This is a genomic window from Caulobacter sp. GW821-FHT12D05 (genome assembly GCF_058807295.1).
In genome coordinates this window covers 21,040-43,094 of the sequence record NZ_JBXAQO010000005.1, presented here as the reverse complement: position 1 = coordinate 43,094, position 22,055 = coordinate 21,040, and the positions used below count along the sequence as shown (strand labels likewise).

The window sequence follows — 22,055 nt, the reverse complement described above, 5'->3', positions numbered from 1 at the left end:
TCATCAAGGCTACTTCGGTTCGGTCGGGGGCACGCCCGGCGCGCCCGGAACCGGCTGGTTCGGCAGGGTCGGGTCGCCCGTCTGCGGCGTGGCGTTGATCGGCGGGGTCACCGGCAGGCTGGGCGGCGCGGCGCTGGGCGTCGGGTTCACGGCGGTGTCGGGCATCGGCGTCGTCGCCGGATCGCTGGCCGTGGCCGGGGCGGTCGCGGACGTATCCGCCGACATGCCGGTCGAGGCCTGGCCCGCCCACCAGTCCTTGCTGGCCCGCGTCTTGGCGGAGGCCTTGGTGTAGGCGTTCAGTTGATCATAGGGGATCGGCTGCTTGGGGCCGGCCATGGTGGTCGAGGCCTTCTGGGCGGCGAGGGCCTCGCCGCCGGCGACCAGCAGCGAAAGCGCCGCGGCCGCGGCGAGCGTCTTGGTCAACATCGGGGTTTCTCCAGACCTGGAAGCGCCGTTGTGGCGCCGCTAGCAAAACCCGCTGGAACGCCGGTTGTTCACAGCTCTGCCGTGGCCAGGGGGAACCGCCACGCTTTGGCCGGGTTCTTGGCGGGATGTTTCACATCGTCGGGAGGGGGCTGGCGATCGGCCAAGCCTCTGCTTAGCTCTGGATAAGCGCTCCCAGAAGAGTAGCCTCAAGTCCGCAAGACGACTGTCCCGCCAAGGAGACATGCATGCCGCAAACGGCCGCCGACAAGCCCCACATCCTGCTCTCGCACGAGATGCTGCTGCCCCTGCAGCCGCTGCTGGAGGGCGCCTACACGGTGCATCGGCTGTGGGACTATCCCGACAGGATGGCCTTCCTGGACGGTCCGGGGCGACGGGTGCGAGCCATCGTCCATGCCGGCGAGTTCGCGCTGTCGCGCGACATGCTTTCGGAGATGTCGCAGCTGGGCCTGATCGCCTGCGTCAGCGTCGGTTATGACGGCGTCGACGTGCCGTGGTGCAAGGCGCACGGCATCGCCGTGACCCACTCGACGGGCCTCAACGCCGCCGACGTCGCCGATCACGCGGTGGGCCTGGTCCTGGCCGCCTGGCGCGGCATCGTCGAGGGCGACCATCGCCTGCGCTCGGGTCACTGGACCCACGCCGAGCGCATGGCCCCGCGTCACGGCCTGCGCGGCCGCAAGGTCGGCATCGTCGGCCTGGGCTATATCGGCGAGGCGGTGGCCGCGCGCCTGCGGGCCTTCGAAATGAAGATCGCCTGGTGGGGGCCGCGCCCCAAGGACACCGACTATCCCCGCGCCGACAGCCTGCTGGCCCTGGCTCGCGACAGCGACGTGCTGGTGGTCTGCTCGCGTTCGGACGCCTCGAACCATCACCTGATCAACAAGGCCGTCATCGAGGCCGTCGGGCCGCAGGGCCTGATCGTCAATGTCGCGCGCGGCGCGCTGATCGACGAGGACGCCCTGATCGAGGCCCTGAAGGCCGGTACGCTGGGCATGGCGGCGCTGGACGTCTACGCGCAGGAGCCGACCCCGGCCGCGCGCTGGGTGGGCGTGCCCCACACCGTGCTGACTCCGCACACGGCCGGCGCGACGCTGGACAGCATCCCGGCCATGGTCAGCCTGACCCTGGAGAACCTGCGCCGCTACTTCCACGGCGAACCCCTGGCCACGCCGGTCGCGGCCTGAGGCGCATGAGGGCTCTTGTGCTCGGCGGCGTGGTCGCCCTCGCATCGGCTGCTGCGGTGCTGGCGGCTGGCCAGGTTGCGCCGCCGCCGGGCGACTACCGCATCGATTCCGAGACGACCATGACCGTGCGCTCAGGGCCGATGGTCATGAAGAGCGTCCAGCGCCTGGACGGCGCAACCGGCGCGGCGACCGTGGAGCAGACCGGTCCCGACGGCGCGGTGACGACCCAGTCCTATCCGGGGCAGGGCCGCCACCACTGGTGCGTGAAGGGGCCTGGCGCGCCGCCGCCCGTCCCGTCGAACTGCATGACCCGGACCTTCCACGCCTTGCCCGGCGGCGGCTCGACCTACCAGACGGCCTGTTCGGGCGGGCAACTGATTTCCGACAACTTCCGCAAGCTGGCGGACGGGCGTTGGGAGCGGACGTTCCAGACCCGCCAGGCCCCGATGGGCGGCGCGCCAGTTCCCGCCCAGACCAATGCCGCCATGGCCCCGGTGATCGCCCAGATCGAAGAAGCCATCCGCTCCGGTCCGCCGGAAGAGCGCGAGGCCGCCAAGCAGCAACTGGCCGCGCTGAAGGCCAGCCTGGGCGGCGGCGCGGTTCCCGGCAACGAGACGGTGATCGAGAGTCGCGAGATCTGGACCAAGGTCTCGGAGACCTGTGGCTAGGCCGGAAACGGCGCCGCGAACCCCTCCGGCGCCAGCCGCAGGCCATTCGCCAGCAGGCTGACGGTTCGGTAGAAGCCGGCCAGCATCATCAGCTCGATCCGGGCCTCTTCGCTGAAGGCTTGCTCCAGGCGCGCCCAAAGCGCGTCGTCGATGTCGGCGCGGGCGTGGACGGCGTCGCAGAAGCTGATCAGCAACGCCTCATGCGGTCCCCAGCAGGGCGCGATCCCCGGCGCGGCGGTGGCCGCCAACTGCTCGGCGTCGAGGCCGGCTGCGCCCGCGAAGATCGCCGCGTGCACGCCCCACTCATAGCCGCAGCCGTTGAGGGCGCAGGTGCGGTGGATGACGATCTCGCGCTCGCGCAGGGTCAAATGGCCGGGGTCGAGCAGGCCGCCGCCGGTGAAGCGGCTGAACAGGCGCTCGTCGCGGGCCAGGGTGCGGAACAACGACAGCGGTTGGTCGCCGGGCGTCTTCAGCTGTTCCAGCGTACGGGCGACGCTGGGCGGGTAGGGGGCCTTAGCGGGTTCGATCCTCGGCGACATAGCAAATCCTCCGTGCTACAAATTTTGTAACATGGAAAATTCCGATGACGCTACAAAAAATGAAGCACCTTTGCCCGGGCGCGCCGTTCGCGGCTCGGAGACCGGCAAGCCGATCATGGCGGCGCTGGACCTCTTGGGCCGTCGCGGGGCGCTGCGGATCGTCTGGGAGCTGCGCGAGGGCCGGGTGCTGACCTTCCGCGCTTTGCAGGCGGCGGCCGAACTGCCGCCCGGCACGCTGAACACCCGGCTCTCAGAATTGCGCGCCGCCGACATCGTGGCAGCCGAGGGTGGCTATCGCTTGAGCCCACGCGGGGCCGAGCTGATCGCCGCTCTTTGGCCGCTGATGGCTTGGTCCGAGGCCTGGGCCAGCGACCTAGGCGAAGGCGTCGGCTAGGTCCGACGAGGGCTTCAGCACATTGCCCGGCGAGGCGAACAGGTTGGTGGCGAAGGCGATCGACAGGCCAAGGTCCGGATAGATCACCAGGCTGGCGCGGGACCCTTCGTCCGAACCGGCGTGGTGCCAGCGCGGGCGGCCCTTGTCGTCCGTATCGATGCGCCAGCCCAGGCCCAGCGGCGGCATGGCGCCGGTCTTCTCGGTCATGGGCGTAAACAGCAGGGCGCGCTCGGCCTTGGTGATCTTGCTGTCCAGGTGCGCCGCGCCGAAGCGGGCCATGTCCGAGGGCGTCATGATCAGCCCGCCAGCCGCCCACTTGTAGGCCGGATTGTCGCGCCGCGAATTGGCCAGGCCCTCCTGGGCGAGCGGATAACCCAGGCTCTTGTAGAGCTTGGCGTCGGTGTAGCCGCTGACCCGGCCCGGCTTGATGGCGAAGCTGTCGTCGCTGTCCAGGCTGGTCAGGCCGAAGGGCGCGCCGACCTCGGCCTTCAGCAGCGCGACGAAGGGCTGCTTGGCGGCGGTCTCCATGACGATCGAGGCCAGGGTGTAGCCGTACGAGGAATAAGCGACCTTGGTCCCGACCGGCGCGATCAGCGGGTCGTTGATGAAGATGTCCAGAATCTCGCGATTGGACGGATAGGCGCGCTGGCCGATCGGACCGCCGGGCGCCTTGGCGCCCAGGTCGCGCTGGAGGTCGTAGTGGCGGATGCCGGCGCGGTGGGTGAACAGCTGGCGCAGCGTGGTCTGGCGGTGCTGGGCGGGCAGGTCGGGCAGCCAGCGCGTGATCGGCGCGTCCAGGTCGAGGACGCCGCGCGAGACCAGGCGAGCGGCGGCTGTGGCGGTGACGACCTTGCTGACTGAGCCCAAGCCGAAGCGATGGGCGGGGGTCGTGGCGACGTCTAGCTGGAGGTCGGCTTTGCCCAGGGCCTTGAACCAGAGCACGCCGCCGGGCCGGGCGACCGCTAGGGACAGAGCCGGTGCGGTGTTGGCGACCAGCAACTGCTGGGCAATGGCGTCGGCGGTCTTGTTCTCGGCGGCGAGAGCCGGCGTGGCGGCCAGGGCCGCGCCGCCCAGCAGCAGTTGGCGACGGTCGAAGGGCATGGGTGATCTCCGAAGCATGGGCGCGCGTCATCGGCGGGAGACGAAGGGTCTCTCGGCTGGATGAGCGAGGTTGGTGAGTGTGGTTAGGTCAGGCGCAGGTCAGGCGCGCGGCGGCTGAGCCACCAGACCGGCGCGAGGCAGACCAGGGGAACCAGCCAGCCGTCCGACCAGGCCAACGGCCAATCCCTGCCGAGGTCGGCGATGGCGACGATCAGGCCGCCGGTGAGGGCCATTGCCAGCAGCGGCAAGGCGTCGGGCCGGCGTCGGACCAGCAGCACCGCTCCGGCTGCTAGTAGCACGGCGACCACCGGCAAGACGGCCAGCTGCGTCGTCGGATAGGTCTGGAAGAACCGCAGGTTCGCGGCCGTGCCGGGTCCCGAGCCGAGGTCCTGCGGGGTGATCCCCGGCGTGGCCTTGACCGCGACCATCAGCGCTGTGGCGACGCCGTAACTGCCGGCCCAGATCAGGGCGGCGGCTGCCAGGGTCCAGCGGGTGAGGCGGGCCAGGGTCAGGGTCTCGAGCGCCCGCTGGCCGTAGCTGGCCCAGACGCCGCCCAGCGCGAACAGGATGGCGACCGGGGGATCGGGGATGTAGGCCAGCTCGGCCTGCATGGCGCGCATCCAGTCGCGGCGGGCCGGCGGCATGACCTTCAGGGCGTGGTCGAGCAGGCGGATGGCGAGCGGGCTCATGCGGGCTGGACCTCCAGGCCGGACGGATCGGGACGGGGCAGGGCGTTGGCGGCGGCCAGGCCCTGGGCCGTGAGGCGATAGGCGTGGCGCGGCGGGCGGCCGGGTTGCTGCGGCTCGCGCCACTCGGCCTCCAGCAGGCCCTGGTCGGACAGGCGCATCAGCAGCGGATAGAGGGTGCCGGACTTCAGGCCCGTCTCCTTGGAAAGGTCGTAGCCGTAACGCCACGCCTGCGGCTGGGCCATCAGGGCTTCCAGCACGGCGCGGGTCTGCGGGGAGGCGGCTCGAGTCCGGGTCATATGTGCAGACTATATATGTAGAGTTATGAGTCAATCGACATATGTAGACTTATTGTCGAGGTGCGGGCTTCGCGCTGCCGCAGCCTCTGCTAAGGTGCCCTCGGGGCTGAGGGAGCAGGCGATGGCCAAGGTGCTGGGTTTGGGCGGGGTTTTCTTCAAGGCTGAGGATCCGGCCGCGCTACGCGACTGGTACGCCCGGGTGCTGGGCTTCGACATTCATTCGTGGGGCGGGGCGATCTTCAAGCAGCCCAAGACCACGACCAACTGGTCGCCGTTCGCCGCCGACACCCAATATTTCGCACCGTCGGCCGCGCCGTTCATGATCAATTTCATAGTCGATGATATCGACGGCGTGCTGGCCAAGGCCGCCGCCGAGGGCGTCGAGTCGCTGGGCCAGCAGGACGAAGGCGGCATGGGCCGTTTCGCCTGGCTTCTGGATCCCGCAGGGGTCAAGATTGAGCTCTGGGAGCCCGCTAAGCCTGAAGCTGGGGCATAATATCCTCTTGCCAAATCGGACATAAAGATATCTTTATGTCCCTATGAAGCTAACCGCCGAACAGGTCGTCGAGGTGCTGCGCGCCGCCGGCGAGTCCACGCGACTGCGGCTCCTGGCCCTGCTGGCGGCCGAGGAGCTGTCGGTGCTGGAGCTGTGCCGCATCCTCGACCAGAGCCAGCCGCGCGTGTCGCGGCACCTGAAGCTGCTGGCCGAGGCCGGCCTGGTTGAGCGCTTTCCCGACGGAGCCTGGGTGTTCTATCGCCTGGCCGCCAAGTCGGCGGGCCGCTTCCTGGTCGAGCAGGCCCTGGACCTGATCGACGACACCGATCCCGTCGTGCGCCTGGACGCCGACAAGCTGGCCGCCGTCCGCGCCGAGCGCTCGACCGACGCCCAGGCCTATTTCGCTCGCAACGCCGCGCGCTGGAACGAGATCCGCTCGCTGTATGTCGACGAGGCCGAGGTCGAGGCCGCGATCCTGCGCGCGACCGGCGAGGGGCCGTTCGACGAACTGGTCGACCTGGGCGCCGGCGCGGGCCGCATGCTGACCCTGCTGGGCAAGCGCGCCGCCAACGCCCTGGGCCTGGACCTGTCGCAGCAGATGCTGAACATCGCCCGCGACGAGGTCGCCAAGGCGGGCCTGGTCAGCTGCGAGCTGCGCCACGGCGACATCTTCCGTACCGGCCTGCCGGGCGGCTGCGCCGACCTGGTGACCGTGCACCAGGTGCTGCACTACCTGTCGGACCCCGCCAACGCCGTGACCGAGGCCGCGCGGCTGGTCACGCCCGGCGGGCTGCTGCTGATCGCCGACTTCGCCCCGCACGACCATGAGTTCCTGCGCGAGGTGCACCAGCACCGCCGCCTGGGCTTCGACGACGTCGAGATCGTCACCTGGCTGCAGGCCGCCGGTCTGCAGCTGGAAAGCAATATCGCCCTGCCGCCGGCTACGGATGAGGGCCTGACCGTGAAGATCTGGACGGCGCGCCGTCCCGGTCTGGCTAACGCCGCGAGGAACGCCGCATGACCCTTCCGCCCACCCGCCGCGTGATCGGTCCCGTCGCCCGCGCCGGTGAACGCACCGGCCGTCCGCGCGTGTCGTTCGAGTTCTTCCCGCCCAAGACGCCGCAGATGGAAGAGAACCTGTGGCAGGCGATCACCCGCCTGGCGCCGCTGGATCCGGCCTTCGTCTCGGTGACCTACGGCGCCGGCGGCTCGACCCGCGAGCGCACGCACCGCACCGTCAAGCGCATCCTGGACGAGACCAGCCTCAAGCCCGCCGCCCACCTGACCTGCGTCGGCGCCAGCCGCGAGGAAGTGGACGAAGTGATCCGCGAATACTGGGAAACCGGTGTCCGCCACATCGTCTCGCTGCGCGGAGACCCGCCGCCGACCGAGGGCGGCATCGGCGGGGTCTATGTGCCGCGCGCCGACGGCTACGCCAACGCCACCGAGCTGACCAAGGCCATCCGCGGCGTCGCGCCGTTCGAGGTGCTGGTCGGAGTCTATCCCGAGAAGCATCCGGAAAGCCCGTCGCTGGAGCACGACATCGACGTGCTGAAGCAGAAGGTCGACGCCGGCGCGACGCGGGGCATCAGCCAGTTCTTCTTCGATCTGGACGCCTTCCTGCGCTACGTCGACAAGGTCCGCGCGGCTGGGATCACCATCCCGATCCTGCCGGGGATCATGCCGGTGACCAACTTCAACGGCCTGAAGAAGATGTCGGCCGCCTGCGGCACGGCGATCCCGGGCTGGCTGGCCAACCTGTTCGAAGGCCTGGACGACGACGCCGAGACCCGCCGCCTGATCGCCTGCTCGGTCGCCGCCGAGATGTGCGCCAAGCTGCAGGAGCAGGGCTTCGAGGACTTCCACTTCTACACCCTGAACCGGGCTGACCTCGTCTACGCCATCTGCCGTGTGCTGGGCGTGCGCGAGACCGCTCCGGCTCCTGCGGAGGCTGCGGCATGAAGCGCGTCCTGATCTCCCTGGCCTTCGCCCTGGCGGCTGTCGCGTCACCGGCTCTAGCCGACGACAACAGCAACTGGGTCAAGCCGATCAAGCCGTACCGCGTGGTCGGCAACATCTATTATGTCGGCTCCGAAGGCCTGTCGGCCTGGCTGATCACCTCGTCGGAAGGCCACGTTCTGCTGGACGGCGGTCCGTCGGCCGAGGGCGGCAAGCTGATCGAGCGCAGCATCCAGCAGCTGGGCTTCCAGCTGGCCGACGTGAAGGTGCTGATCAACAGCCACGCCCACTACGACCACGCCGGCGGCATCGCCCAGCTGAAGGCCGACATCCCGACCGCCAAGGTCTGGGCCTCACGCCTGGACGAGCCGGCCCTGGAGAAGGGCCAACACTTCGGTGACAACGACAACGGCCTGACGCCCTTTCCGGCGGTCAAGGTCGACAAGGGTTTCGGCGACGGCCAGAAGCTGAAGGTCGGCGAGACGACCCTGGTCGCCCACCTGACGCCCGGCCACACCGTCGGCTGCACCACCTGGACCATGGCGGTGACCGAGAAGGGCCGGCCGCTGAACGTGACCTTCCCATGCTCGCTGTCGGTGGCCGGCAACCACCTGGTCGGTAACAAGACCCACCGCAACATCGTGGCGGATTATCGCGCAAGCTTCGCGGCCATGCGCGCTATCCCGACCGACGTCGTGCTGCCCAGCCACGAGGAGCAGGGCGAGCTGCTGGCCAAGCGCCAGAAGCTGCTGCGCGGCGACCCGAACGCCTTTATCGACCCCACCGAACTCTCCCGTTTCGTCGACGGCTACGAGACCCGGTTCAACCAGGAACTGGCGCGCCAGCAGGCCGCCAATCCGGGAGCCAAGCGATGACCGACCTTTCCATCCGCGCCAATCGGGTGGCTGCCCTCAAGGCCGCCGCCAAGCAGAAGATCCTGATCCTGGACGGCTCCTGGGGCGTGATGTTCCAGAAGAAGGGTCTGTCGGAGGTCGACTACCGCGCCGATCGTTTCGCCGACTACAACGGCCAGATGAAGGGCAATAACGACATCCTGTGCCTGACCCGGCCGGATCTCGTGGCCGAACTTCACGACGCCTATTTCGCCGCCGGCGCCGACATCTCCGAGACCAACACCTTCTCGGGCACCACCATCGCCCAGGCCGACTATCACCTGGGCGAGCAGGACGTCTGGGACATCAATTTCGAGGGCGCCAAGATCGGCCGCTCGGTCGCCGACCGCTGGAACGCCGAGAACCCCGCGTCGCCGAAGTTCATCGCCGGCTCGATCGGCCCGCTGAACGTCATGCTGTCGATGTCGTCGGACGTGAACGATCCGGGCGCGCGCAAGGTGACCTTCGACCAGGTCTATGAGGCTTACCGCCAGCAGGTGGATGCGCTGTACAAGGGCGGCGTCGATCTCTTCCTGATCGAAACGATCACCGACACCCTGAACTGCAAGGCCGCCATCAAGGCCATCCTCGACCTGCGCGACGAGGGCCATGAAGAGCTGCCGATCTGGATCAGCGGCACCATCACCGACCGCTCGGGCCGCACCCTGTCGGGCCAGACGGCTGAGGCGTTCTGGAACAGCATCAAGCACTGCAAGCCGTTCGCCGTGGGCTTCAACTGCGCCCTGGGCGCGGACCTGATGCGCCCGCACATCGCCGAGATGGCCCGTATCGCCGACACCCTGGTCGCGGCCTATCCCAACGCCGGCCTGCCCAACGCCATGGGCCAGTACGACGAGGAGCCGCACGAGACCGGCCACGCCCTGCACGAATGGGCCAAGGACGGCCTCGTCAACATCCTGGGCGGCTGCTGCGGCACCACGCCGGACCACATTCGTCACGTCGCCGATGAAGTGCGCGGCGTCACCCCTCGTCAGATCCCCGAGCGTCCCAAGGCCATGCGCCTGGCGGGCCTCGAACCGTTCGAGTTGGCTTAAGTCATCGGCGCTTCCGCCATCTCCCTTCCCCTTTGATGGGGAAGGGGTAGGGGATTGGGTGACAGCGCTTCAGAATAGAACGCCGTGGTTGGACTGACCGCCGCGTCACCCCACCCCAACCCCTCCCCATCGAGGGGAGGGGCGAATTGTTTGGACCGACCATGAGACCCGTCTTCGTCAACATCGGTGAGCGCACCAACGTCACCGGCTCGGCCAAGTTCAAGAAGCTGATCGTCGAGGGGAACTACCCCGAGGCGCTGTCGGTCGCGCGTCAGCAGGTCGAGGCCGGCGCCCAGGTCATCGACGTCAACATGGACGAGGGCCTGCTCGACTCCAAGCAGGCGATGATCACCTACCTGAACCTGATGGCGGCCGAGCCCGACATCGCGCGGGTGCCGGTGATGATCGACAGCTCCAAGTGGGAGGTGATCGAGGCCGGGCTGAAGTGCGTCCAGGGCAAGGCGATCGTCAATTCGATCTCGATGAAGGAAGGCGAGGACAAGTTCATCGAGCAGGCCAAGCTGTGCCTGCGCTACGGCGCGGCCGTGGTGGTGATGGCCTTCGACGAGGTCGGCCAGGCCGACACCGCCGCCCGCAAGATCGAGATCTGCGAGAAGGCCTACAACATCCTGGTCGACAAGGTGGGTTTCCCGCCCGAGGACATCATCTTCGATCCCAACATCTTCGCCGTGGCGACGGGGATCGAGGAGCACGACAACTACGCCGTCGACTTCATCGAGGGCACGCGCGAGATCAAGAAGCGCTGCCCCTACGCCCGGATTTCGGGCGGGGTGTCGAACGTGTCGTTCAGCTTCCGCGGCAACGAGCCGGTGCGCCGGGCGATCCACTCGGTGTTCCTGTACCACGCCATCGAGGCGGGTATGGATATGGGCATCGTCAACGCCGGCGACCTGCCGGTCTATGACGCCCTGGACCCCGAACTGCGCGAGGCCGTCGAGGACGTGATCCTCAACCGTCCGCAGCGGACCAACGTCTCCAACACCGAGCGCCTGGTCGACATGGCCCCGCGCTACAAGGGCGAGAAGGGCCAGGTCCAGACCGCCAACCTGGCCTGGCGCGAAGGCACGGTGAACGAGCGCATCACCCACGCTTTGGTCCACGGCATCACCGAGTTCATCAACGAGGACACCGAAGAGGCGCGCCTGTCGGTCGAACGGCCGCTGCACGTCATCGAAGGCCACCTGATGGACGGCATGAACGTGGTCGGCGACCTGTTCGGCTCGGGCAAGATGTTCCTGCCGCAGGTGGTGAAGTCGGCTCGTGTCATGAAGCAGGCCGTGGCCTGGCTGGAGCCGTTCATGGAGGCCGAGAAGGCCGGCAAGCCGCGCGAGCAGGCCGGCCGCATCCTGATGGCCACGGTGAAGGGCGACGTCCACGACATCGGCAAGAACATCGTCGGCGTCGTGCTGCAGTGTAACAACTACGAGGTCATCGACCTGGGCGTCATGGTCCCGGCCGACCGCATCCTGGACGAGGCCAAGAAGCACAACGTCGACATGATCGGCCTGTCGGGCCTGATCACGCCCTCGCTGGACGAGATGGTGTTCGTCGCCGCCGAGATGGAGCGCCAGGGCTTCACCATCCCGCTGCTGATCGGCGGCGCCACCACCAGCCGCACCCACACGGCGGTCAAGATCGAGCCGGCCTATCACAAGGGCTCGACCACCTATGTGCTGGACGCCAGCCGGGCGGTGGGCGTGGTGTCGGGCCTCTTGTCGCCGACCGAGCGCGACCGCCTGCAGGCCGAGACGCGCACCGAATATGTCCGCATCCGCGAGCAGTACGCCCGGGGCCAGACGGCCAAGGCCCGGACCAGCATCGTCGACGCCCGCAAGAAGAAGTTCGCCATCGACTGGGACGGCTATGTCCCGCCCAAGCCGGCCTTCATCGGCGCGCGGACTTTCGAGCCCACGCTCGACGAGCTGGTGCCCTTCATCGACTGGTCGCCGTTCTTCGCCAGCTGGGAGCTGATCGGCCGCTTCCCGCAGATCCTGGAAGACGACGTGGTCGGCCAGGCCGCCACCGACCTCTATCGCGAAGCCCGCGAGATGCTCGACAAGGTGCTGGCCGAGAAGTGGTTCGGGGCCAAGGGCGTGATCGGCTTCTGGCCGGCCCAGGCCGACGGCGACGACATCGTGCTCTACACCGACGACACCCGCACGACCGAGCTGTCGCGCCTGTTCACCCTGCGCCAGCAGATGGACAAGGGGGCCAGCAAGCAGAACGTCGCCCTGTCGGACTTCGTCGCGCCGATCGGTCAGGGCGGCGACTATGTCGGCGGCTTCGCCGTCACCGCCGGCCATGGCGAGGACGAGATCGTCAAAAAGTTCAAGGACGCCGGCGACGACTACAGCGCCATCATGGCCTCGGCCCTGGCCGACCGCCTGGCGGAAGCCTTCGCCGAGTGGCTCCACTACAAGGCCCGTGTCGAGCTGTGGGGCTATGCGCCCGAAGAGGCGGCCGACACCGACGTGATGATCGCCGAGAAGTACCAGGGCATCCGCCCCGCGCCCGGCTATCCGGCCCAGCCCGACCACACCGAGAAGGGCACGCTGTTCCAGCTGCTGGACGCGGAAGCCGCCACCGGGCTGAAGCTGACCGAGAGCTACGCCATGACCCCCGGCGCGGCGGTCTCGGGGCTCTATTTCAGCCATCCGCAGTCGCACTATTTCGGCGTCGGCAAGGTCGACGCCGACCAGGTCGAGGACTACGCCCGCCGCAAGGGCTGGGACATGGCCTATGCCGAGAAGTGGCTGTCGCCGATCCTCAACTACGACCCGGCGGCGCGGGCTAGGGACGCGGCGGCCTGATTTGACCCGCTTCCGTACGCGGAGGCGGGTCGGGCGTGCCATTTTGAGGCGAAACGCCCTGCTATCTAGAGTTTATTTCGCTTAACCTCTGGCTGTTTTCTTGCAGCGACCCGTCCACATCCATTGAGGACGAGGTCTGAGATGTCTGATTTTGCGCGACTGGCGAGCTTCGAAGGTCGAGGCCCGCGCTCCACGTTCTGGTGGGCCACGGCCGGCGCGACGCTGGTTGGGCTGGCCCCGGTGTCCAGCGAAGGTCTGCTGAGCCTGGTGGGCCTGCCCAACTGGCATCCGCTGGCGGTGTTTGAAGGGCCCGAGGCGGGCTGGGCGGTCTGGCAACAGGCGATCAGCGCGGCCTATTGGGTCGCCCTCGTCGCGACGACCTGGCTGTTGCTGGCGGCGCTGGTCCGCCGCTGCCACGATCGCAACCGCGGCGGCGCCTTCCTGCTGGTCGGGCTGATCCCGGTGGTGCAGCTCTGGACCTTCGTCGAACTAGGTCTGCTGCCGGGTTCACCCGAGGAGAACGACTACGGCTGGCCGGACGAGGCAGCGGCCGAGCCGTTGGACATGCAACAGGTCGTGCCGACGCCCTATGTCGTGTCTCAGCAGCCCGAAGCTGTCGAGAGCTCTTTCGCTTAGGATCGGTTCGCCCTGTCGCGGAGGGGCTAGTCGCCATCTAAGGTTGACCCTGCCGTAAATTCCCACGAGGCTCGCCCTCGTCCGCAAGCTTGGCGGGCGAGGGCCTTCGAGGAGTTTCATGGACGGGACCGCTACGCCGGTGTCGACGCCGGCCGCCGGCGAGACGCTGACCTTCGGCCAGACGATCGAGCCCAAGGCCTTCATTGGTCTTTCGCTGAAGAACGGCCTGCTCAACGTCGTTACGCTGACGCTGTACCGCTTCTGGGGCAAGACCGAGGTGCGCCGCCGGGTGTGGTCGCACGTCACCCTGAACGGCGAGCCGTTCGAATATACCGGCAAGGGCAAGGAGCTGTTCCTTGGCTTCCTGCTGGCCACGCTGTTCATCGGCGTGCCGTACCTGGCGCTGGTGCTGGCGATCCAGTTCGTCAGCCCGCTGTTCACCCTGCTGCTGATCCCGGTCTACATCGCCGCCTTCGTGCTGATCGGCATGGCGATCTTCATGACCTATCGCTACATGGCCAGCCGCACGATCTGGCGCGGCGTACGGTTCCATCTGCGCGGCAAGGCTGGCAGCTACGGCTGGACCTATCTGGGTTATGCGCTGCTCACCGGCGTCACGTTCGGGTGGTTCGCCCCGGCCATGACCATGCGACTGGCCGAGCGCATCTGGGGCGGCATGAGCTATGGCGACCAGCCGATCACCTGGAAGCGCGCCAACAGCCAGAACCTGTACGGCCCGTTCGCCATCGCGTGGGTCGTCGGCATGATCGGTTACTTCGCCATGATCGGCGTGATCATCGCGATGGTCTCGACGCGCATGCAGACGCCCGGTGGGCCGTCCAGCGTCACCTTCATCCTGCAGATCTACGCCATGGCCTTCGTCTACGCCCTGGTCGTGGTGATCGCCTCGGCCGCCTATCACGCCGCCGTGCTGCGTGAGATCGCCGCCTCGATCCATGTCGGCGAGGCCAACCTGGCCTTGGACGTCAAGACCGGCGCCCTGCTGGGCCTGACCCTGACCAACCTGCTGATCCTGGTGTTCACCCTGGGCTTCCTGCAGCCCGTGGCCATGGCGCGATCGGCGAAGTTCCTGATCCAGCGCCTGACCAGCGCGGGCCTGGCCCCGCTGTCGGATGCCCGCCAGGCGCCGCGCGGACCCAAGACCGGCGAGGGCCTGGCCGACGCCTTCGACGTCTCGCCCTTCTGAGGCGGAACATGCAGGGGCAGCTGCATGACGGCCGCACGGCGCGGCCCTGGTCGGTGACGATCGGGGTCGAGGGCGGCCGCGTTGTCGCGCGAGCGGTCGAGGATCCTTCCGTCGGCCTCGACTGGCCGCTGCGCGAGGTGCGCGAGACCCTGCGTTCTGACGGCCGCTACAGCCTGTCGCGCGGCGACGAGGACGCCCGGCTGATCGTGGAGGCGGAAGGCTGGCGCGCCCTGGCCGGTCGCTCGCACGGCGAGATCAAGCGGCGTGGTCGAGGTCGGGAATGGGCCCTGGTCGGCGGCCTTATCGGCGCGGGCCTGGCCGTGGCGGCGGTGGTCTTCATCGGCGTGCCGATGGCCGCCGGACCCCTGGCCCGGCATACCCCGCCCGAGCTGGAAGCCCGCTTCGGCGTCAGCATGGAAAAGCAGCTGACCGTGCCGTTCCGGCCCTGCAAGACCGATACGGAAGCCGCGGCGCTGCTCGACGACCTGGGCCAGCGCCTGGGCAAGGCGGCCGACGCGCCGTTCCCGATCCGCGTGCGGGCCATCCGCGCGCCGTTCGTCAACGCCTTCGCCCTGCCGGGCGGCACGATCCTGGTCACCGGCCGGCTGATCGAGGAGGCGAGGGGCCCCGACGAGCTGGCCGCCGTTCTGGCCCACGAGATCGCCCACGTCGAGCGCCGCCACGTCATGCAGGCCGCCTGGCGCTCGATGGGCGCGGGCCTGTTGCTGGACGCCGTAGTCGGCGGCGGCAGCGGGGCGGGGCAGCAACTGGTCGTCCTGGCCGGCGGTTTCGCCGATCACCGCTTCAGCCGCACGCTGGAGGCCGAGGCCGACGATCGGGCCATCCAGATCCTGCATGCCGAGCACATCTCGACCCGAGGCATGGCCGATTTCTTCGATCGCCTGGCCAATCGCGGCGACGATCCGCGCCTGCGCCAGGCCGCCGAGTGGTTCCAGACCCACCCCGACACGGCCGGTCGCGCCGACAAGGCCAAGCGGGCGATCCGGCCCGGCCAGCCGTCCATGTCCGACCGCGATTGGGCCGTTCTGGACCGGGTGTGTCGAGCAGCCGACGCGCCAAAACCCAAATCGCGTAACGCCGTGCGATAATTTGTCCACAGGCCCGTCCGGGTAAGGACTTCCGCAACCGTTCGCAGGGACGATGCCGCTTCCTCCAGGGGAGTGGGATGGACCGCAGGAACATCGAGCTGAAGATCTTTGGCCTGATCGCCGGCATGGCGGCGGGCATGATCCTGCTTGCCGGTGTCGCCCTGACCGTCGCCACCCGCCACGCCGACGTCCGCGAGCGCCAGTACGAGCAGACCCTGGTCGGCAACGGCCTGCGCCAGCGCGGCAAGGAAATCCAGACCGCCCTCAATCCCTACGTCATCTGGGACGAGGCGATCATCAAGCTGGACAACCAGTTCGACCAGGCCTGGGCCAGCCAGAACATCGGCGCCTCGCTGGGCGGGGCGCTGGGCTACAAGGTCGTCTACGTGCTCGACGCCGACGGGCGGCCGCTGTACGGCCACGTCAACGGCAAGGACGTCGCGCCCGACACCTACGCCCGCTATGCGGCGCCGACCGCACCGCTGATCGCCGCCATCCGCAAGATCGAGACCGATCCCAAGAAGGTCGCGCAGCTGCGCGCCGTGCACAAAAGCCGCGTGGAGCTGATCGGCAATGAGCCGGTGCTGATCACCGTCTCGCTGGTCCGTCCCGACCTGAAGGCCAAGACCCGCAGCGCGCGGGCGCCGTTGCTGGTGACCGGCATCCCGGTGGCCAACAGCGTGATCAAGACCTTCTCGGATCGCTTCCTGCTGCACGACGCCCATATCGAGGTGGTCGCGGCCGACAAGGTCCATACCAGCGCCGCCCAGGCCATCCTGGGCAAGTCCGCCGACGGTCGCCGCATCACCCTGCGCTGGACCCCGCGCCAGCCGGGCGAGGAGCTGCTGAAGTCGGCCACGCCGATGCTGGTCACCGCCATCCTGGCCGCCGTGATCGGTTCGTTGCTGCTGTTCCGCATCACCCGCCGCGCCGCCAAGAAGCTGCTGCTCAGCGAGGCCGAGGCCAAGCACCTGTCGCTGCACGATCCGCTGACGGGCCTGGCCAATCGCACCCTGTTCACCGACCGCCTGGTCCACGCCCACGCCCTGCTGCGCCGCAAGCCGGGGCACCTGGCGGTGCTGTGCATCGACCTGGATCGGTTCAAGGAGGTCAACGACAACTACGGCCACGACGCCGGCGACCAGCTGATCCGCGAGGTCGCTCGCCGCCTGAAGCAGATCTGCCGCGAGACCGACACCATCTGCCGCCTGGGCGGCGACGAGTTCGCCATCATCCAGCCCGACACCAATCCCGCCGGCGTGGCCACCCTGGCCCAGCGCGTGGTCGAGGGCCTGTCGGGCGAGGTCGACCTGACCATCGGCCGCGCCGAGCTGTCGTGTTCGGTGGGCGTGGCGGTGGTTTCCGACGGCGACCAGGGCCAGGCCGAGCTGCTGCGCCAGGCCGACGTGGCCCTGTACCGCGCCAAGGAAGGCGGCCGGGGCCGCTTCTGCTTCTTCGAGCCCGAGATGGACTCGGCTTTGCGCCTGCGAAAGGGCCTGGAGCGCGATCTGCGCACCGCGATCGAGAGCGAGGCCCTGACCGTGGCCTACCAGCCCCTGACCGATGCGCGCGGCGCGATGGTCGGGGTCGAGGCCCTGGCCCGCTGGCATCATCCCGAGCGCGGCGACATCTCGCCGGCCATCTTCATCCCCCTGGCCGAGGCCTGCGGTCTGATCGGCCAGATCGGCGCGGCCGTGTTCCGCCGCGCCTGCTACGACAGCCTGCGCTGGTCGGGCCTGGAGGTGTCGGTCAACGTCTCGGCCCTGCAGCTGTCCAGCCCCGGCTTCGTCGACGAGATGGTCGCCACCCTGGCCGAGACCGGCGCCCGCGCTGACGTCTTCATGCTGGAGATCACCGAGACGGCCCTGCTCAAGGACAGCGACGGCGTCCACGAGGCCCTGCGCCGCCTCAAGCGGCTGGGCTTCCGCCTGGCCTTGGACGACTTCGGCACCGGCTATGCCTCGCTGGCCTATCTGCGCCGCCACCCGATCGACAAACTGAAGATCGACCGCTCGTTCGTCTCCAGCCTGCCGGGCAACAGCGAGAGCATGGCCGTCGCTTCGGCCATCGTCAGCCTGGCCAAGTCGCTGGGCCTGAAGACCACCGCCGAGGGCGTCGAGACCGAAGGCCAGTTCGAGGCCCTGATCAAGTTGGGTGTCACCGAGTTCCAGGGCTTCCTGCTGGGCCGCCCGATGCCGGCCGACGCGATCGCCGGCGTGCGCGAGACGGTGCGGACTCGCTGATCGGGCAAGGCGTCAGTCGGGCTGTTGCGCACCGTGCTTGATCCGCACGATCTCAACGAACCTGGCTCGAACCCGATAGCGGATGACATAGGGCGGGATGGCCACGAACTCGCGCACACTGCCGCGAACATGCCGGCCTCGGTGAGGGTGGTCGCCGAGGCTTTCCACCGCCGCGACTAGGCGCAAGGCGAACCGTTGAGCCGCGAGCGGCGCTACCTGTCCGATGTAGGCGCGGATACTCTCTAGGTCGCGCTCCGACCGAGCCGACCAGATAACGTTCAACGGTCTTTGGAAGGCGCGGGCAGTTCGTCGGGGGAGCCCCACGATAGAAGCCATGCCTTCATGCGCTCGTGAGTCACGACACGGCCGGCGTCAAGATCGGCCACGCCCTCGGCGTCTGCCGCTGCATCCGCGAGGTCATCGACATCAAAGATAGACGGTTCGGGCTTCATGCTACGACCTTAACACGAGGGAGAAGTCCAGGGGAGAGGCGCCGCTAGGGGGAGGATTGCTAAGCTCTCAACCCCGCCGCATCCTCCCCCCAACGACATAAGGGAGGGGACGATGGAACGGTCAGGCGTTAGCCGCCGGGCTCTGGGTGCGCTTGCACTTGGAGGCGCCGCCGTGGGGCTTTCGGGTTGTGAGGGGGCTCACGAGACCGACCTGAAACCCAAGAGCCGGCAGTTCCCCAAGGACTTCGTCTGGGGCGTGGCCACCGCCGCCTTCCAGACCGAGGGTTCGCAGACCGCCGACGGGCGCGGGCCCAGCGTGTGGGACGTGTTCGAGAAGGTCCCCGGCCACGTCAAAGATGGCTCGGACGCCACGGTCGCCACCGACAGCTATCGCCGTTTCCAGGAGGACGTCGACACGATGGCCTCGATGTCGCTGAACGCGTCGCGTTTCTCGATCAGCTGGTCGCGGATCCTGCCCAGCGGGGAGGGGGCGGTGAACGCCACCGGTCTCGACCACTACTCGAAACTGGTCGACGCCCTGCTGGAGAAGGGCATCGCGCCGTATGCGACGCTGTTCCACTGGGACTTGCCGCAGGGGCTGCAAGCCAAGGGCGGCTGGGCCAATCGCGACACCGCGCTGCGCTTCGCCGACTACGCCCACGCCCTGGTTGAGAAGCTGGGCGATCGGCTGAAGAACTACATCATCCTCAACGAGGCCGCCGTGCATGCCGTCTTCGGCCATGTGCTGGGCGAGCATGCGCCGGGACTCAAGGACATCAACCTGCTGGGCAAGGTCGTCCACCACATGAACCTGGGGCAGGGCCTGGCGATGCAGGCCCTGAGGGCCGGGGCGAGCGGGCTGAACGTCGGCACGACCATGGCGCTGCAGCCCTGCCGGCCGGCGGGCGGGCCATGGGCGATCTGGAACCGCCTGGCCTCGGACGGGCTGGACGCCCTGTGGAACAAGGCCTGGCTGGATCCGCTGTTTCGCGGGACCTACCCCAAGGAGATGGACGACTTCCTGAAGGGCGTCGTGCGGGACGGCGACCTGAAGACGGTCAAGCAGCCGGTCGATTTCCTGGGCGTGAACTACTACGCGCCGGCCTATGTGCGGCTGGACCTGAATTCGCCCAGCAAGATCGCCCCGGCCAATCCGCCCAAGGGCGCGGAGCTGGACGCCTTCGGCCGCCACATCGACCCGTCGGGCCTGTTCGAGGTGCTGGACCGCGTGCGCCGCGAGTACGGTGCGCCGAAGATGCTGGTGACCGAGAACGGTTGCTCGGATCCGTTCGGCAGCCGGCCGGCGATCCTGAAGGACGACTTCCGCATCGCCTATCTGCGTCGCCACCTGGAGGCGGTGCTGGCCGCCCGCGAGGCCGGCTGCGACGTGCGCGGCTATTTCGAATGGACCCTGATCGACAACTTCGAGTGGGACCTGGGCTACACCTCGAAGTTCGGCCTGGTGGCGATGGACCGCAAGACCGGGGTCAGGACGCCCAAGGCGTCCTGCCAATGGTATTCGAAGCTGGCCGCCAGCGGGTTGCTGCCGGCCAGCTGAGCCTTAGTCCTTCTTGCAGATCAGCACGTCGCGACCGCCGCGCTTGGCGGGGACCAGGCTGCCGGCGCAGGGGACGGGATTGACCGGGTCGACGATGATCTCGTCGCCGCCGATCGGGGCCAGCTTCTTGGCGGCCGGCGCCGGGGCAGGCTTGGTCTCGGCCTTCACGGTCTTGGCCGGAGCGGGCTTCGCCGCCGCCGGCTTGGCGGGCGCGACGGCCTTGGCGGGTTCAGGCTTGGGCGGCGCGACGGGCGCAGGCGCGGGCGGAGCCGCTTCGGCGACCGGCGCAGGAGCCTCCGGCGCGGGCTGCGGGGCCTGGGTCGCAGCCGAGCCGGCATTGTAGTTCAGCGCCTTGCCCAGGATGCTGGACTTCATCTCCAGGGTCTTGGCGCGCTTTTCGCAGTCGCCGGGCGGGCTCCAGCTCATCCACATCTGGGCCAGGCGGGCCTTGTCGACCGTGTCGGAGCCCTGCCAGATCGCCGCGCCGCGCTTCACCTGCGCGCCGCCATATTCCGAGATCGGGCGCGGGCTGGCCTTCTCGGCCGCCGTGATCGCCGACGAGAAGGTCTTGAGGTCCTTCTGGGCCTGGGTGCGCATCTCCGGATAGGTCTTCAGCGAGGCGGCCACGCCGTCGGGACCCGGGAACGCCTTCTCGATGCGCGTCACCTCCGGCATCACGCGGTCGTAGAGATTGGCGTAGCCGCCCAGGGCGCCGTAGCACCAGGCCACATAGCCATATTCGTCGGTCGGCGGAGCATTGGGGCCCTGGGCCGTTTGGCCGTCCTGGGCCAGGAGCGCGAGAGCAAGAAAGAGGGCGTTCGCCATGCGGGCGGAGGTCCTTTTTGAAATACGAAGCGTAGTGACTAGAGCATTTCGGACCCGAATGGGACCGTAGCGTGGCCGTTTCCCGCCAAGCGGAGCCATAACGAGCAAGTCCGCCAATGGCTCCGCCTTCAGGGTCACCTTAAGGGCTCAGACGTTTCGCCGCATTGCGGGAAAGTCATGTGAACGATCATTCTCATTGTGCTAGAAGCATCGTGACGAGGTGATCCGGTTCGCCCTTTCACGCGTATTTCTTCCATCCGCCGCTGGATTCGAGGCGCTTCATGAGCTTCTGGCGCAATATCGCGAGCATCGCCGCCCGTCGCCTGGACCTGGCCGACTGCACCGAATGTCCGGGCGGCCTGCCGGGCGAGGACCCGGCGTTCTCGACCGCGGTCACCGCGCTGGGGGCCAAGCTGGCCAAGGTCGACGGCCGCGCCGACGGCAGCGAGTTCCAGGCCTTCACCGAGGTGTTCCAGCCCGACCCGGCGTCGGAGCCCAACATCCATCGGCTGTACGACCTGGCCCGCCAGACCACCCACGGCTTCGAGAGCTACGCCAAGCGCCTGGCTAAGCGTTATTCCAGCTGCCCGCAGCTGCTGGAGGACGTGGTCGACGGCCTGTTCCACATCGCCAAGTCGGACGGCGTGGTGACCCAGGACGAGTTGGACTATCTGGAGCGGGTCTCGGACCTGTTCGGCATGTCGCCGCTGTCGTTCCGCCGCCTGCGCGCCACCCACCTGGGCGTCGGCAAGGACGATCCCTACGCCATCCTGGAAGTGCCGGCCGACGCCGACGACGCCACGGTGCGCAAGGCCTGGAAGATCGCCCTCTCGAACGCTCACCCTGACCGCGCCCGCGCCCGGGGCCTGCCGGCCGACTTCATCGCCCTGGCCGAGAGCAAGGCCGCCGCCATCAACGCCGCCTTCACGACCGTGATGCGCGAGCGTCGGGAACTGGGGCTGGCCGCGGCGGGTTGACGAGACAATCTGTCTCGCCGGACCGTCACCCTAAGGACGGGAAAAGGCTTTTCATCCGAGCCCGGCGGGTGTTCAGTTGCTATTCAGCGCTTGTGAACCAACTTCGTTGACCATGAGCGTGCGTACGAAAGGATCCCGATGAGCACCGTCGATGCTTCGCCCCTGCGGAACCTGGCCTGGATCGCCGGCGCCCTGGCGACGTCGGTCGCGGTGGTGGTCGGAGCGGTCCTGGCGGTGGTCTTCGCGGCGACCGTGGTGGTCGTGGGTTTCATCGGCAGCGCGCTGTTCGGCATCGCCGCCTTCGCCCTGCGTGGCCGCAAGGCCAAGCCCAAGGCCGAGGACGGCCTGATCGAAGCCCGCAATGTCGGCGGCCACTCGTGGGTGGCGTACGGCTGGAACGAGCGGCCGTAATCTGCGCCTGCATGGCGTATGCGCCATAGGCCGGATCGGCCGATCACTTTGCAAAGAAACCGCACCGTACGCGGACTAGCCTAGT

23 protein-coding genes and 2 pseudogenes are annotated in these 22,055 nt (G+C 68.3%); 16 read left to right on the top strand and 9 right to left on the bottom strand.

Going from position 1 to position 22,055, the window contains the following annotated elements:
• Nucleotides 1-9: 9 nt before the first annotated feature.
• Complete coding sequence (locus AC1RRR_RS23595) at nt 10-426, bottom strand: hypothetical protein (protein WP_492816704.1); 417 nt, start codon at nt 424-426, stop codon at nt 10-12.
• Nucleotides 427-671: 245 nt separating this feature from the next.
• On the opposite strand from AC1RRR_RS23595, the gene AC1RRR_RS23590 reads away from it, so the two are divergent.
• Nucleotides 672-1,631: a 2-hydroxyacid dehydrogenase gene (locus tag AC1RRR_RS23590; RefSeq protein ID WP_492816702.1), complete on the top strand. Its 960-nt coding sequence runs from the start codon at nt 672-674 to the stop codon at nt 1,629-1,631.
• A gap of 5 nt (nt 1,632-1,636) precedes the next feature.
• Entirely contained in the window at nt 1,637-2,299 is a 663-nt protein-coding gene (locus AC1RRR_RS23585) for a hypothetical protein (protein WP_492816700.1), read from the top strand.
• On the opposite strand, the pseudogene AC1RRR_RS23580 reads toward AC1RRR_RS23585, so the two are convergent.
• A pseudogene (locus AC1RRR_RS23580) lies at nt 2,296-2,531 on the bottom strand (carboxymuconolactone decarboxylase family protein); the annotation flags it as partial. The gene AC1RRR_RS23585 and the pseudogene AC1RRR_RS23580 overlap by 4 nt on opposite strands.
• Nucleotides 2,532-2,556: 25 nt before the next feature.
• Nucleotides 2,557-2,838 (bottom strand): annotated as a pseudogene (locus AC1RRR_RS23575) (carboxymuconolactone decarboxylase family protein); the annotation flags it as partial.
• Nucleotides 2,839-2,908: 70 nt separating this feature from the next.
• Here AC1RRR_RS23575 and AC1RRR_RS23570 point away from each other — a divergent pair.
• Nucleotides 2,909-3,232 carry a winged helix-turn-helix transcriptional regulator gene (locus tag AC1RRR_RS23570; protein ID WP_492816698.1) on the top strand — a complete coding sequence of 108 codons (324 nt, stop codon included), beginning with the start codon at nt 2,909-2,911 and terminating at the stop codon, nt 3,230-3,232.
• Here the strand turns inward: AC1RRR_RS23570 and AC1RRR_RS23565 are convergent.
• The 3 genes from AC1RRR_RS23565 to AC1RRR_RS23555 all read right to left on the bottom strand — a co-directional run bounded on the left by AC1RRR_RS23565 (nt 3,212) and on the right by AC1RRR_RS23555 (nt 5,318).
• Nucleotides 3,212-4,333, bottom strand: coding sequence for a serine hydrolase domain-containing protein (locus tag AC1RRR_RS23565; protein WP_492816696.1), 1,122 nt, complete (start codon nt 4,331-4,333; stop codon nt 3,212-3,214). The genes AC1RRR_RS23570 and AC1RRR_RS23565 overlap by 21 nt on opposite strands.
• 83 nt (nt 4,334-4,416) lie before the next feature.
• Nucleotides 4,417-5,022, bottom strand: coding sequence for a hypothetical protein (locus AC1RRR_RS23560; RefSeq protein WP_492816694.1), 606 nt, complete (start codon nt 5,020-5,022; stop codon nt 4,417-4,419).
• A complete protein-coding gene (locus AC1RRR_RS23555; protein ID WP_454714948.1) occupies nt 5,019-5,318 on the bottom strand; it encodes a PadR family transcriptional regulator in 300 nt (99 codons plus the stop codon). The genes AC1RRR_RS23560 and AC1RRR_RS23555 overlap by 4 nt, the downstream gene beginning before the upstream one ends.
• 121 nt (nt 5,319-5,439) lie before the next feature.
• Here AC1RRR_RS23555 and AC1RRR_RS23550 point away from each other — a divergent pair, with 121 nt between their 5' ends.
• The 10 genes from AC1RRR_RS23550 to AC1RRR_RS23505 all read left to right on the top strand — a co-directional run bounded on the left by AC1RRR_RS23550 (nt 5,440) and on the right by AC1RRR_RS23505 (nt 17,747).
• Nucleotides 5,440-5,814, top strand: a complete 375-nt coding sequence (locus tag AC1RRR_RS23550) for a VOC family protein (protein WP_492816691.1) — start codon at nt 5,440-5,442, stop codon at nt 5,812-5,814.
• Nucleotides 5,815-5,857: 43 nt separating this feature from the next.
• Entirely contained in the window at nt 5,858-6,835 is a 978-nt protein-coding gene (locus AC1RRR_RS23545) for an ArsR/SmtB family transcription factor (protein ID WP_492816689.1), read from the top strand.
• Complete coding sequence (metF, locus tag AC1RRR_RS23540) at nt 6,832-7,776, top strand: methylenetetrahydrofolate reductase [NAD(P)H] (RefSeq protein WP_492816687.1); 945 nt, start codon at nt 6,832-6,834, stop codon at nt 7,774-7,776. Before AC1RRR_RS23545 ends, metF begins: the two co-directional genes overlap by 4 nt.
• Complete coding sequence (gene blaCAU / locus AC1RRR_RS23535; RefSeq protein ID WP_492816685.1) at nt 7,773-8,648, top strand: CAU/MBL1b family subclass B3 metallo-beta-lactamase; 876 nt, start codon at nt 7,773-7,775, stop codon at nt 8,646-8,648. Before metF ends, blaCAU begins: the two co-directional genes overlap by 4 nt.
• On the top strand, nt 8,645-9,721 hold the full coding sequence (locus AC1RRR_RS23530; protein WP_492816683.1) for a homocysteine S-methyltransferase family protein: 1,077 nt from the start codon (nt 8,645-8,647) through the stop codon (nt 9,719-9,721). Before blaCAU ends, AC1RRR_RS23530 begins: the two co-directional genes overlap by 4 nt.
• Before the next feature lie 161 nt (nt 9,722-9,882).
• Nucleotides 9,883-12,552, top strand: a complete 2,670-nt coding sequence (gene metH, locus AC1RRR_RS23525; protein ID WP_492816681.1) for a methionine synthase — start codon at nt 9,883-9,885, stop codon at nt 12,550-12,552.
• 141 nt (nt 12,553-12,693) lie between these two features.
• The gene (locus AC1RRR_RS23520; protein ID WP_492816679.1) at nt 12,694-13,188 is read left to right on the top strand and encodes a DUF805 domain-containing protein; all 495 of its coding nucleotides are present in this window, start codon (nt 12,694-12,696) and stop codon (nt 13,186-13,188) included.
• Nucleotides 13,189-13,306: 118 nt separating this feature from the next.
• Complete coding sequence (locus AC1RRR_RS23515; protein ID WP_492816677.1) at nt 13,307-14,395, top strand: YjgN family protein; 1,089 nt, start codon at nt 13,307-13,309, stop codon at nt 14,393-14,395.
• 8 nt (nt 14,396-14,403) lie between these two features.
• On the top strand, nt 14,404-15,504 hold the full coding sequence (locus tag AC1RRR_RS23510) for a M48 family metallopeptidase (RefSeq protein WP_492816675.1): 1,101 nt from the start codon (nt 14,404-14,406) through the stop codon (nt 15,502-15,504).
• 77 nt (nt 15,505-15,581) lie between these two features.
• Complete coding sequence (locus AC1RRR_RS23505; RefSeq protein ID WP_492816673.1) at nt 15,582-17,747, top strand: bifunctional diguanylate cyclase/phosphodiesterase; 2,166 nt, start codon at nt 15,582-15,584, stop codon at nt 17,745-17,747.
• A gap of 12 nt (nt 17,748-17,759) precedes the next feature.
• On the opposite strand, the gene AC1RRR_RS23500 is transcribed toward AC1RRR_RS23505, so the two are convergent.
• Together AC1RRR_RS23500 and AC1RRR_RS23495 are read right to left on the bottom strand one after the other, a co-directional pair.
• Entirely contained in the window at nt 17,760-18,083 is a 324-nt protein-coding gene (locus AC1RRR_RS23500; RefSeq protein ID WP_492816671.1) for a type II toxin-antitoxin system RelE/ParE family toxin, read from the bottom strand.
• Entirely contained in the window at nt 18,026-18,199 is a 174-nt protein-coding gene (locus tag AC1RRR_RS23495) for a CopG family transcriptional regulator (protein WP_454759195.1), read from the bottom strand. The genes AC1RRR_RS23500 and AC1RRR_RS23495 overlap by 58 nt, the downstream gene beginning before the upstream one ends.
• A gap of 112 nt (nt 18,200-18,311) precedes the next feature.
• Between AC1RRR_RS23495 and AC1RRR_RS23490 the strand changes: the two genes are divergently transcribed.
• A complete protein-coding gene (locus tag AC1RRR_RS23490; RefSeq protein ID WP_492816668.1) occupies nt 18,312-19,757 on the top strand; it encodes a GH1 family beta-glucosidase in 1,446 nt (481 codons plus the stop codon).
• A 3-nt stretch (nt 19,758-19,760) separates the two neighbouring features.
• Here the strand turns inward: AC1RRR_RS23490 and AC1RRR_RS23485 are convergent, their stop codons facing one another.
• Nucleotides 19,761-20,582 carry a hypothetical protein gene (locus AC1RRR_RS23485; protein ID WP_492816666.1) on the bottom strand — a complete coding sequence of 274 codons (822 nt, stop codon included), beginning with the start codon at nt 20,580-20,582 and terminating at the stop codon, nt 19,761-19,763.
• Between the two features lie 281 nt (nt 20,583-20,863).
• On the opposite strand from AC1RRR_RS23485, the gene AC1RRR_RS23480 reads away from it, so the two are divergent.
• Both AC1RRR_RS23480 and AC1RRR_RS23475 read left to right on the top strand, forming a co-directional pair.
• Nucleotides 20,864-21,559, top strand: a complete 696-nt coding sequence (locus AC1RRR_RS23480) for a TerB family tellurite resistance protein (RefSeq protein WP_492816664.1) — start codon at nt 20,864-20,866, stop codon at nt 21,557-21,559.
• A gap of 138 nt (nt 21,560-21,697) precedes the next feature.
• On the top strand, nt 21,698-21,970 hold the full coding sequence (locus AC1RRR_RS23475; protein ID WP_492816662.1) for a hypothetical protein: 273 nt from the start codon (nt 21,698-21,700) through the stop codon (nt 21,968-21,970).
• The last annotated feature ends 85 nt before the right edge of the window (nt 21,971-22,055 follow it).